This is a genomic window from Aegicerativicinus sediminis, from assembly GCF_015476115.1.
Taxonomy (GTDB): domain Bacteria; phylum Bacteroidota; class Bacteroidia; order Flavobacteriales; family Flavobacteriaceae; genus Aegicerativicinus; species Aegicerativicinus sediminis.
The window spans coordinates 1,591,653-1,604,591 of sequence record NZ_CP064295.1 but is presented as its reverse complement, the minus strand read 5'-3'; the positions used below and the strand labels follow the sequence as shown (position 1 = coordinate 1,604,591).

General features: G+C 37.8%; 9 protein-coding genes. 4 read left to right on the top strand and 5 right to left on the bottom strand.

Translation table 11 applies throughout. The features are described from left to right. Window positions 1-6 precede the first annotated feature (6 nt). Window positions 7-1,470, bottom strand: coding sequence for a SusD/RagB family nutrient-binding outer membrane lipoprotein (locus tag ISU00_RS06925; protein WP_228853324.1), 1,464 nt, complete (start codon window positions 1,468-1,470; stop codon window positions 7-9). An 11-nt stretch (window positions 1,471-1,481) separates the two neighbouring features. Then, a complete protein-coding gene (locus tag ISU00_RS06920; RefSeq protein ID WP_228853323.1) occupies window positions 1,482-4,619 on the bottom strand; it encodes a SusC/RagA family TonB-linked outer membrane protein in 3,138 nt (1,045 codons plus the stop codon). Window positions 4,620-5,190: 571 nt separating this feature from the next. Here ISU00_RS06920 and ISU00_RS06915 point away from each other — a divergent pair. Beyond that, window positions 5,191-5,955, top strand: a complete 765-nt coding sequence (locus ISU00_RS06915) for a LytR/AlgR family response regulator transcription factor (RefSeq protein WP_228853322.1) — start codon at window positions 5,191-5,193, stop codon at window positions 5,953-5,955. A gap of 4 nt (window positions 5,956-5,959) precedes the next feature. Continuing rightward, a complete protein-coding gene (locus tag ISU00_RS06910; RefSeq protein WP_228853321.1) occupies window positions 5,960-7,057 on the top strand; it encodes a sensor histidine kinase in 1,098 nt (365 codons plus the stop codon). Window positions 7,058-7,283: 226 nt separating this feature from the next. On the opposite strand, the gene ISU00_RS06905 is transcribed toward ISU00_RS06910, so the two are convergent. Further along, window positions 7,284-8,267, bottom strand: a complete 984-nt coding sequence (locus tag ISU00_RS06905) for a DUF1028 domain-containing protein (protein WP_228853320.1) — start codon at window positions 8,265-8,267, stop codon at window positions 7,284-7,286. Between the two features lie 127 nt (window positions 8,268-8,394). Continuing rightward, the gene (locus ISU00_RS06900; protein ID WP_228853319.1) at window positions 8,395-9,498 is read right to left on the bottom strand and encodes a ScyD/ScyE family protein; all 1,104 of its coding nucleotides are present in this window, start codon (window positions 9,496-9,498) and stop codon (window positions 8,395-8,397) included. 385 nt (window positions 9,499-9,883) lie between these two features. Here ISU00_RS06900 and ISU00_RS06895 point away from each other — a divergent pair, with 385 nt between their 5' ends. Next, window positions 9,884-10,960, top strand: coding sequence for a glycoside hydrolase family 88/105 protein (locus tag ISU00_RS06895; RefSeq protein ID WP_228853318.1), 1,077 nt, complete (start codon window positions 9,884-9,886; stop codon window positions 10,958-10,960). Window positions 10,961-11,092: 132 nt separating this feature from the next. Then, the gene (locus tag ISU00_RS06890; protein WP_228853317.1) at window positions 11,093-11,314 is read left to right on the top strand and encodes a CDGSH iron-sulfur domain-containing protein; all 222 of its coding nucleotides are present in this window, start codon (window positions 11,093-11,095) and stop codon (window positions 11,312-11,314) included. 5 nt (window positions 11,315-11,319) lie between these two features. Here the strand turns inward: ISU00_RS06890 and ISU00_RS06885 are convergent, their stop codons facing one another. Next, window positions 11,320-12,723 carry a Gfo/Idh/MocA family oxidoreductase gene (locus ISU00_RS06885; RefSeq protein ID WP_228853316.1) on the bottom strand — a complete coding sequence of 468 codons (1,404 nt, stop codon included), beginning with the start codon at window positions 12,721-12,723 and terminating at the stop codon, window positions 11,320-11,322. Window positions 12,724-12,939: the final 216 nt, after the last annotated feature.

Sequence of the window (12,939 nt, the reverse complement as noted above, 5' to 3'; positions counted from 1 at the left end):
TTACAATTATTGAAAAATCCAAAGTTTATCAAAAATGGAAACTGTATTAGGCGTGTTTGGATTAGTATTAATCGATTCTTGGGGATACAGAACTCGTTGAATAAATTGATCCGCCACAGGTATCCCATTTTTATCAATTGGTATGGCCAAATAATCTGGGTACATATAACTATGTCTGCGTACGTCCACCCATCCCTCACTATTCATTGTTACCATTGCCTTATACTTCTCTGTCATGATCTTTTCCATTGTAACAGTGGCAGCCGTTTCACTTGCATAATTTGCAAGATAATCTGGCTTTAAATCCATAAACTCCACCACATAATCAGGGTCGTTAGGAACAACTAAATCTAATTGGGCCTCAATGGCTGCATTTAGTGCATTAGCAGCTCTATCAGTAGCTCCATTTAATCTAAATTCGGCTTCCGCTTCTATGAACAATAATTCAAAATGGGTCATTATCAGTTGAGGCGAAGTTGGCGCCCCGTAAAACCCTTTTGGGCCAATTGGAGAAAAACTTACGTTAGAGGTTCCATAACCGCTCTGTTTGCCATTAAACCCTACAAACATACCCGTAACCTCAACATCATTCCAATATGAATATTTCCTTGGATCGTTAGTACTTATTAATAGATTCATGAAATTTTCTGAAGCAATCATTTGGTTGTTTTCGAACATATCATACCAACCATTTTGATACTCTCCAGTGTTATCATAAGTAAACTTCAAATCTGAAGCAAAGCTGTCAAATCCAAAATTCTTGGCTTGTTCCAACGCTGCTAAAGCTCTACTTGCTGAACCTGAAGGATCTTTTAAACTGAAATGATTCTCGTACCTTGCCTTAAGTGCATAGGCCAAGGCTTTCCATTTGGTTGCATCCCCATTGTAGACAATATCTTCAGAACCCATTACTACGGCCGGTGTCCTATCTAAATCTGCAATAGCTTCATCTAGGAGATTGAACATACTGTTATAAATCTCCTCTTGTGAATCGAAAATAGGGGTTGGATTAACTGCACCTTGTAAAGCTTCAGACCAAGGTAAATCTCCATACCAGCTAGTTAAAGTACCTAATGCTTCTGCAGATATTATTTTACTCGCAGCCACATGGGTCCAGGCCTCCTGTTCGGTGCCCCTTTCGATAACATTTTTAAGATCTAGAAGTCCATCCCACCAGCGCGCCCATAGCGCATCGTTATTTCTTATATCGTATTGGTCATAATTTATACCGCTGCCATGGTTACCCGCCCATTGTTGGGTAAATAGTCCAGCCCAAGCATCCCAATCGGTACCGTTTGTAAACCGGCCATATTTATAGAGAATGTAGTCAACACCGGCAGTAAATGTTAGGCCAATATTAACGTTGGCAGGGTTATTAGGATCTATATTCAACTCTGTTAATGATTCTTTTTGACAAGATTCAATTGAGAGTATGCTGATTATAATAAGAAGTATTCTTAGTTTTTTCATCGTTTCAATTTTTAAAATTTGAGGTTGACACCTAATCCGTAGCTCTTTGTACCTGGCGCATTTATCACGTCTACACCTTGCACATTTCCAGCTCCTAACGCATTTGTTTCAGGATCTACGCCTTTGTAGTTAGTATCTAGCCACAGGTTTCTGCCATTCAGATTTATATTCACTTCAGTAAAACCAGTATTTTCCAACCATTTCTTTGGAAGCGAATAAGATAGATTGATGTTACGCAACCTAATCCAGGATGCATCCTCGACATGGGCCTCATCTACAAAAGAGTTTAGGTTGTGGTAATAATCATTGGTCAAAGGAGCAGCGACATCACTTCGTTGACCTGTAGATTCGATAATCCCATCAAACACTGCCGTTGCATTCGCATTTGGGTCCGAGGCAGCATAAAAGCGATCTTCAGTAGTTTTACTCAATCCAGAATAGACCCAAAAGGCTTCCGAGTCATTCAAGATTTCTCCGCCCTGCCTAAACTCCAAATCAGCACTTAAAGTGAACCCTTTGTAAGAAATACTATTATTGATACTTAAAATCCAATCTGGGTTAGGGTCTCCCAAAACCAAATTTTCGGTAGCTAGTTGAGGATAGCCATTATCATCTAATAACAATACCCCATCCTCATTTCTCTTATAACCCGATCCTACAAAAGTGCCATATGGCAAGCCGGGCCGGGCAACTAGATTGGCACCATTCCAATACCCGTATCCAATGATAATCTCATCCAATCCATCTGGAATGCTAATTACCTCGCTTTCATTTTTTGAAAAATTGAAAAGCATATCCCATTTTAAACTACCTGCTCCACGGAGAATATCATTAAACCCTAAAATTGCTTCAATACCGTGGTTGCGCACCTCACCGGCATTATCATAATACGCTGCATATCCGGTTGTTGAAGACAAGGGTATTTGAACTACCTGATCGACGGTACTGCGGTTGTAATAGGTAAAATCCATGTTTACAAAATTGTCGAACCAACGCAACTCCGCACCAACTTCCCAAGTTGACGATATTTCGGGTTTTATGTCTGGATTACCTTGAACATTACTTACTGTAAATCGCGGTTGCCCCAATACATTAGGATCTCGTTTAGCATAAGTATCTGTAGTGGCATAAAGACCTTGCGAATCATTCCCAAGTTCAGCCCAAGACCCTTTTAATTTTCCAAAGGATAAAATGTTAGAATCTCCCAATAATTCTGAAAATACAACAGCACCACTCACCGAAGGATAGAAGAATGAATTAGCACCTTCTGGCAAGGTTGAAGACCAGTCGTTTCTTCCAGTAACAGTAAGAAAGAAAGTGCTATCATAATCGAAGCTTAGTTCTCCAAAAACACCTATAGTTCTCTTGCGACTTGTAATATTATTAGCGGTTACCGTGATGGCGTTGGAGATATCTGTAAACCCCGGGACCGACAATCCATCGCCTTTAACAAATAAGCGATCATACAACGTTTCATAAACATTGTTCCCCAACAAATAAGACATATTAAGATTGTTTGTAAGGTTGAACTTACCTGTGAGTAACAAATCGGAGTTAAAATCTTTATTATTAATACGAACCTCATATAAATCTCCGAGATTATTAGTGGTGTTTACCGAACTAATGGGGCGTACCAAATTGCGATCATCACTGTAGTTATCCATACCGACCCTATAGGAAAGTTTCAACCAATCCGTAAAATCATAATTAAAGTTGACGCTGCCAATAAATCGGTTAACCTCAGAATCCTCTATTTCCTCATTAACTACCCAATTAATATCTGCAACTGTAGAACTGAACCATGTTCTATTCCCTTGAGCATCCTTCCAACCGCGATTACGTATATCCCACATATGGTGATAATATCCTAAGGCTTGGAAGGCTGTATTACCTCCTTGAAAAGAGGAGGTTCTAGAATTTGCATAAGTCGCATAACCTCCAATCTGGAATTTATCAGTGATTTGGTAATCTCCCTTTATGGTGGCATTGATTCGTTCATAACTAGAATTTGGCACTATACCCTCTTGGTATTGACGGCCAATAGAACTGTAGAAGCTTCCATGTTCATTTCCTCCGGAAGCTGAGACAGCAGTTTTTAAGGTATGCCCATCTCTCCAAAAACGTTTGTAATTATTTTTGAATAGAGGAATTGATTGCCCTGAGACATCTTCGGTTACTCCATCGCCATCTAAATCAGTTAGTGTGCCTGATGGAAAAACAGGATCACTATCGTAAGAAGGACCCCAACTCCAGTGAGTCACATTAGAGTATTGTCCACTTCTTCCTCTTGCATATTTAAAGGTAAAATCTGGGGTTTTATTTACTACGTCAAAAGAATAACTAGTGTTTACCGAAACATTCAACCCTGTAGCTCTCTTCCCTTTTTTAGTGGTTATTATAACCGCACCATTAACGGCTCGATTTCCGTATAAGGCGGTGGCTGCACCCCCTTTTAATACTGTAATGGACTCAATATCGTTCGGGTCGATGTCTGCCGCCCTGTTAGTTCCAACAGTTTCACCATAATCTTCAAAGGTGGTTCCATCTAAAACACCAAGTTCCGAGCCGTTGTCAGTATTATTATTAATCGGCAAACCATCCACTACAAAAAGCGGTTGGTTGTTACCAGAAATACTGGAATAACCACGGATTACAATATTGGCTGAGGCACCAGGCTGACCGTTTGAATTTGTGATATTAACACCGGCAACCTTGCCATTAAGAGCATTTACAATATTTCCTTGATTTGAATCGGAGAGATCATCTTCACCGATGGATTGGGCAGAATATCCCAAAGTACGCTCCTCTTTAGATAGTCCGAGGGCGGTAATAACCACTTCGTCTAAAGCTTCAGTACTTTCAATCATTGTTACATTGATGGTGGTATTTGTACCAACAGTTATGGTTTGGGTTTGAAAACCAACATAGCTAAACACCAGTAGCTCGCCAGTGCTAGCCGAGATAGTATAAGCGCCATCAAAATCTGTTTGGGTGCCCCTAGTTGTATTTTGAACCAATATGTTCACCCCAGGTAGAGGTAAACCCTGAGAATCTACAACCAAGCCCCCAATATCCATTTGCTGAGCACTCATTTGGCCGTAACATAACCCCACAACCAACAACACCGCAAAGCGATAAAAATTCTTCATATCATTAAATAATTTGAGTTAGTAAGTGTACAATTTAGGCTGTTGCTGAATGCCTATTTCGAGTCTTGAAGTGAACCGACGGGATAATGATTTGAAGTGACTATTAAAAGATTTGAAGCACTAATCATCTATATAATTGATTAATTTTAAGCCTGTTAAAAATTATATCCGACTCATATTAGACCACCAAACACCATCAATTTGAAGTAAACGACTCAATTCTCACTTTAAAGATTTTCAAAGCAAAGGAGGAATTGTTTATTTTTTGTTGAGATAATCAAACTGATTAAGTCAAAATGACTATGGTTCTACTTAGCCTAAAAATTGAATAAAATTCCTTGATATTAACAACTTAGAACCAAACCAAATTATAAGTTATTCGTTTAGATTTTTAACCAAATCATCATAAATAACCCAACTAAGCTCATTTATTAAAAAAGCACTGAACTGACTGAATTTTGAGCTGAGTGATTTGGTTTTTGAATTGAATGACCTTATTCCACATACCAGTTGCCTTAAAATGAAATAATCTTCAAGATGTTTTAAGTATCTTGCCATACAAAGCCTTGGAATGAAGATTTTAATTGTCGATGATGAAGCGCTAGCCAGGAAGCGTGTTTTAATGTTGCTCGAAGAAACAAATCTTTCTTCAGATATAAAGGAGTGTGCGAATGGAAAAGAGGCAATTTCTACTATCAAAGAATACCGACCAGATCTTATCTTCCTGGATGTTAACCTTAAAGACATGACCGGTTTTGATGTGTTAAAAAGTATCGATTTTGAACCTAAACCTACCGTTATTTTTGTAACGGCATATGATTCTCATGCCATTAAGGCTTTTGATTTTAACGCATTTGATTTCTTGTTAAAACCTTTTAAGGATGAGCGTTTTTTCAAGACTATAGAAAAGGTTAGGAAACTAACCCATACCGAACGCGATCTTACTTTTGAAAAGCGTTTTGAGGAGTTGATGAAGCTTCATGAAAACAATAATCAAGAGTCACGCCCCTCCAACAAAATCCCCATAAAGCAAGGCAATAAAACCATTTTACTCAATATTCAAGACATCATTTATATTTCAGCATCTGGGTACTACGCAGAACTCATCACCTCGAACAAAAAGTACCTATTGCGAGAGTCTCTCAAAAATTTAGACGATGTTTTGGATAATGAGCAATTTTTCAGAATACACCGTTCTACAATCATCAATCTCGATTTTATTTCAGAAATAATCCATTCAAATTATTCTGAAATAGATATCAAAATGACCGAAGGAAGTCTGTTACATGTCAGTAAATCACACAAAAAGGATTTTCTAAAGAAATTGGGATTATAAAAAAATGAAACTTCGGAAATTTATTGATTGGCGGCTAATTGCCATATTAGCGGTCTTCTATACCCTATTTGACCTCGTATATATTGGAAAAGGATATTTGCTGAGCATGTTGGGCTTCGGACGTGACGGTAGTACTTTCGGCACCGTATTGTTAGGTGGATTTGTCTTAGACTGGATAGTGGTGATTTGTTTTATGACACTTATTGCTATAAGCACAAAGTATTTTATAAGAAAACGTAAACCATGGTCCATAATAATTGCCGTTCATATTTTGGGTTCTATTTTTATAGGATTTCTAATTCGATTAATTTCAGACTTCAATCTGTTTTTGAATGACAAGCTACATACTGGCTATGAGTTAAAGCGTAGTTTGGCTGCCTTTATTGCGGTATTGGACCTCAACTTCCTCATTTATTTTGCCATGGTAGGTATTATCTACACATTTTATTATGTAAAACAGGTTCGTGAATCAGAACAGCGCAGAATTCAGGTAGAAGATCAACTCACAGAAACAAAACTCAAACTACTAAACAGCAAATTACAACCTCACTTTTTGTTCAACACCCTCAATACTATCTCTAGTTTAATGAGTATAGACACCCAAAAGGCCCAAAATACAATTTCAGATTTAAGTAGCTTTTTAAGGGATATTTTGTATACAAAAAGTACAACCATAAAATTGCGTAAGGAATTAGAAGTCTTAAACACCTATTTAGAAATATTGCATACACGCTTTGGCGACCATCTCAACATAGAAAAGGAAATAAATCCCAGCTGCTTAAAACTTTTGGTACCTCCTCTAATTATACAGCCCATAATAGAAAACGCGGTGAAACATGGGTATTCTCCTCAACATTCCTCCCTAACCATTAAACTCATCATTAAGTGTAACAGCGAGTATCTTCAAATAAGGGTGTGGAATAATGGGGCTGCTATTGATACCTCAAAAGATTATTTTAATAGCGGTGTAGGTTTAAAGAATACTAAGGATAGATTGGAAACACTTTATCAAGATAATTTTGAATTTTACTTACAAAATAGTGCTGACGGTGAAGGAGTTGAAACGTTTATTGAAATTCCACGCCTTCTATTTAAAGATTAGATAATAAGCATCTTTTGAGCTTCTTTTCACATCATTATTCCATTGGTTTACATCATTTTAGCTGGCATGAGGCTACTATTGAGCTACATTTATAATAGTCAATCGGAAACGGACCTGCTAACTGTGGTTCATATGATGATTATTTGAATTAGCAAAAAAAAGCCAGCCTAAGCTGGTTTTTTTTATCTATTAATAGATTTTCAATTTTTGATTGAATCTACCTATATTAAAGTTTTAGGATGGAGTTCAAATCTTCCTCAGAAATAATTAACAAACCGACTTTTGGTAGGCGCTCCGTTAACAACTTCCAATTAGGATCTTTCTTGAAAATTGGTTTGAGCATCTCTTTTGCTTTTTCAACATCGCCTTCATTTGCTAAGGTAATGGCTGTCCAATATTTCATTTCTAAATTTTCAGGAAACATATTCATCGCAGAATTATACGCTTCCATCGCTTTATCCATCTGCCCCTTTTCAACATAAAGATCACCAGCATTCATATACTCATAAGCTCTATGCACTTTTAGAAGACGAGATAATTCTGCAATAGGGTCGGAATGATCCGCAACCTGTAAATTAATCAAGCGATCGTTCCAAGGTTCGTCTGAAGCTTTTCCTTTAACAACTATTAAAGCCGCTGATTGTTTGCCGCGTATATCCCCACCAACACTTTGGGCTGCCTGTAATACGGCCACCATGCGTTCAGGAAGTTTTAAATTAGAATTTGATCCCCAAGCAGATTTCATTGCGGGCACTACCTTTTCATTTAACATCATATTTGCTTGAACCGAAAAATTGGGCCCATTTGTGTGACCTGCATAATCGATGCACTTGGTGCCGGTATGGGTTGCCACATTACCTTTAGTATCTATTATAGCCACTTGCCTTACCTCCCTACCTTCATCATCTTTTAATAATTGCTCTAGAACATCCTGTGGGGATTTCCCCTCTTTAAGCAATTCCAATCCTCTTGGCCCAAAGGAAACATTTACAAAACTTTGGGTGGCAATAGCTCCAACACCCACTTCGGCCCAAGAAACAACGGTGCCAACACTAAACCAATGACTTTGTACTGCAACCGCTAAATCTCCAGTAAGGGAATCTCTTGCAACTATAGAAAAAGTATGGGCAAATGGATCTGTGGGTTTGTGTTGGGCTAAAACATTAGAAATAACCATCAAAATAAGGAGTTGAAATAAAGATTTTTTCATTGGCCATAGATTGAATTGTAAATATAATACATTAATAAAATGATATTAATTAGCTCACAATTCAATAAATAAAAAAGCAAGGCATTTAGACCGCCTTGCTTATATCTAAATTAAGAATTAAACCTATTTAATAAGCTATTTCAACTACCTCTGCCATTCCTGGGATTAAAGCATTTTGAGTTGCCCAAAGTTTACCATCCTTATCAAATGTCAAAGCAGTTAACATAGGGATGCCAGAAGCAATTGTTGTTACTTCCATAGTCTCTAAATTGCACATTTTAATATTTCCTCCCGCCCCAGCATGAAGAACCTCAACGGCAAACCAAGTCTGTTCATCTAATTCAGCAACATAAAGGTTTCCATCTGGCCCGAAAACCATGTCAACGATGGAAGTAAATCCTCCACTGAATAATTTAACACAGTCTAGGCTGCTTCCACACATCGCCCCTGAAGCATCCGGTGTAATTTTCCAAATGTTTGAGGCTCCAGTAGGTGCTGGAAAGCCTTTCAATTCACCTACATAATAATAGCCGTCCGGACCAATTGCAATAGAAGTTGGCACTGGTTGGGCCGGCATCATATCGGGTAGGAAGCAAAGGCCCTCTTCCGATTCTGGGCAACCAACCAAGTTCTTTACATTTTCCGTGGAGACTAACTCATTTGGGAATACGGCTACAACCTCTATATTTCCTTTATTATCAATTCGCAACAAATCATTTGCACCTGCATCCGCCACCAAAGCTTCACTTGCATTCAACGCAGCTACAGAATAGGGATTGGAATCCACACCATGACCGTCTGGATCATTATGTTCTTCAAAGGCAAAAATATTTGCAACCTTACTAATTTTTCCTTGACCAACACGATGCAGGCCTTGTCCGGAATCTTCAGTTGGTTCGGGGGCACCACCAGTTACTGCCCACATAACTCCTGTACCTATTGGGGCTACAGAGGTAATACCAGGTAGCATAAACAAATTAGCGCCATGGGCATTTGATACACCGGCTCCTGCATCTGCTACTAAAACGGTATTATTAGGTGAAGTTGCTAGATCAAACAAAGGTCCGGCAAATGAACCTTCTTCCATATGGCTCGCATTTAATGATCTTGCATTCAGCCCTAGAGAAGATTCAATTACTAAAGATTCAGCCTGAGACACCGGCTCGGAACTACAGCCCGCAATAATTAAAGAGAGCGATCCTAAAACCGCTAGATAAATGTGATTTTTCATCGGATTAATTTTTAGTTGATTAATATTTAAATATCATTTTGTAATTCAACATTCAAATAGGTTGGAATGATTCAATTTGGGAAACAAAAACTGGAGATCCAGTTGCTGTGGAGTACAACTACATCAGTATCAGCTAATTCTATAGGGTAGTATTTTAAAGATACACTAAATTTGACGAGTAAACGACCAAGTACGATAATCTGACCAAAATCAGCGATATTTAGCCTTTAAGTGTAGATTAATGGTAAAAATTGGATTATTAACTCTTACTTAATCGATTAATATAAATTATGAATCGAAAATGACCAGTAACGCAGAATTCAAAACCCTTAATGGTTCGTCAGGCAACAAAATGTTTTCTTTTTTTACTATTTCACATCTTATAATGAAAATTCACTCAACTATAATTTTACCGTGCATATTGTTGTACGGCTGTTCTGGTTTGCATTCACCCTCAGAAACAACATTGTTAAAATCCCCAAAGGTAGTTGGAGATTTAGTAACTCAAGATTTACTCTCCCGTTCAGATTTTATGATGTATAAAACTGAAGGAGTTACGGCTGTTCATTATGCTGAAGTATGTGCAGCTTATGGAGCCTCAAAATTAGCTGCCAAAAAAAATGACACGGAAACTTTAATCCTTATCAGCGATCGTTATGACAGAGTAATTGATGAATCTATTCCAAACACTGCCAATCATGTGGATGCAAATGTCTATGGCATACTACCTCTTGAACTTTATATCCATACCAAAAAGAAAATCTATTTAGATCAAGGAATGGAATTGGCCAATGGGCAATGGGAGAATCCCTTGCCAAACGGTCTTACCAACCAAACAAGATTTTGGATAGATGATGTGTATATGGTTTGTAGTTTACAGTTACAAGCTTTTAGAGCTACTGGTAAAAGTATCTACCTTGAACGTGCAGCTTTGGAAGCAAATGCGTATGTTGAAAAATTACAACAACCAAATGGATTATATTATCACGGTGAAAATGCCCCCTTCTATTGGGGTCGTGGAAATGGATGGGTGGCAGCTGGATTAGCTGAATTGCTTATAGATTTACCTCCCAATAACCCATTCTACAATACCATATTGGCAGGTTATAAAAAAATGATGACCACCTTATTGAAATATCAAGGAGAGGATGGAATGTGGCATCAATTAATTAACCGTAAAGATTCTTTTAAAGAAACCTCCTCAACAGCCATGTTTGCTTTTGCCATGGCAACTGGCGTTAATAAAGGAATTTTACCGAAAAAAACCTATGAGAAGGCATATATTAAAGCCTGGAATGCACTTACAACATTTATAACACCAGAAGGGAAAATAAAAAATGTTTGTGTTGGAACAGGACAAAGCACAGATATAGACTATTATCTGAATCGACCAACAATTGTCGGTGATTTTCATGGGCAAGCACCAATGCTATGGCTGGCTTTTTCGTTATCAAAAGATTAAAAAGAATAGAGAATCTTGGGCCTTAAACGAATGGATTTATATAGCAAAAGACTATTTACTTTTTTGCGCCTTTAACAGGAAGGAATTAATTTGAATCATGTATCTTAACCATCAAATATTAAAATAATAAAGATGTCTAAAACCAAACTCACTATACTCAGTAATGGCAGCGTAAAAGTTGATGGCGATTTTGAAATTGTCGATAAAGAAGGTAATGTTTATGGTCTAGGCGGTAGAACTCTAGTATCGCTCTGCCGTTGTGGACGCTCCAATAACAAGCCATTTTGCGATGGCAGTCACCGCAACTATTTTGAACATGAGGCTGAGGCATTCGACCTTCCACCCAAACCTTAAAATTTCTATACCTCTTTAATTCGTTTAGCCATAGGCTTTAAATCTGTGAGATCTGATATTTTAATGGGGTCTCCAGACTCTATACTTTTCCTTGCGGCTATTCCAATTAAAACAGACATTATACCATCACGTATACCGGCAGAACGGCCAAATTCATCTTCAGTATCGGGTGAAACAAAGATCTTTTCATGTAGGCGGGCATCTCCTCCTCCATGGCCTCCGCGTTCAGTGGCAACGGTGATTGTTTCATAATCACTCCAAAGTTTATGAACGATAATACTCTCTGTACTCGTATCTTCCAAGGCATTTTGTTCCATTTCCTTGGCATGCATTTCAGCCTGACTCACCTCAACTTTTTTGTCATAAGGAATATCTAAGGAAGCTTCAATACGTCCACCAGTACCATTAAAGGCAATACGCCATCCTTCAAAAGGGGAATAAGTTGTTAAGGAATAATTTACACTAACATTATTTGCATACTTAATTTGGGCAGACATTTTATCATAGATATCTATTTCTTCCCTAAAAAGACAATTGTCGCGTATGTAACCATCATGCTTTTCATTTGCGACATACAAATTCATTAAATGCTCATTTTTGGTTATATCGAAATAATATTCGCATTTAGTTTTATGCTGACAATCCCTACAGTTAGGGCCCCTAAATGGCCCATTAACACCATAATGTTCCAAATCACCATAAGCAAACACCTCAGCAGGATCAGAGTCTAACCACCAATTTACCAAATCGAAATGGTGAGTGGCCTTGTGCACCCAAAGTGATCCTCCTTTATCCTTAAGCCCGTGCCAACGACGGAAATAAGAGGCTCCATGGTAAGTGTTCAAATACCAATGAAAATCTACTGAGGTTACCTTACCTATTGTATTAGTGGCCAATAATTCCTTAATTTTTGTAGCATATGGACTCCAACGGTAATTAAAGCCAACTATTAATTTCTTGCCTGACGAACGTTCGGCATTAAGAATGGCTTGTGCTTTGGTTTCATCCGTAGTTAATGGTTTTTCGGTAAGTACATCGTAACCAGATTCCAAACCTTTAATAATAAATTGGTGATGGGTTGAATCTACGGTAGTAACAATAATTAAGTCTGGTTTAGTCTTATCCAACATTTCATCAAAATCAAGGAAGGTTGGACAAGTGGTACCAATAAACTTCCTACCAAATTCCAATCTCCCAGGATTATTATCACAAAGCCCTACAAACTCAAGAATTTCTGAATATTCTTGTACAAGCCGTTGTCCCCAAAAGCTGGTACCCCTAATACCGGTACCCACAAGGACAACCTTAAGTTTTTTTGTTGTACCAAAAGAAAATGCCGAGAGTGGAAATGCGGTTGCAGCTGCAAGCATACTTATGGATGTTAAAAATTGTCTTCTGGAATTTTGCATAGTGGTAACACGGTTTTTAAAATAATTAATGATAAAAGAGCAATTTCCGGCCCTAACTCATAAAATTACCGTATTTGTAATAAAAACTATACTGTTGTATCCTGTATAAAGCACTTTTAATTAGTCCATTTGAGAGATTGCTTAAAATTATCCGACAAAATATTCAATAGATAATTTTGGACATCTATTACCTTATTCTTGAGTAAGTTTAGTAAA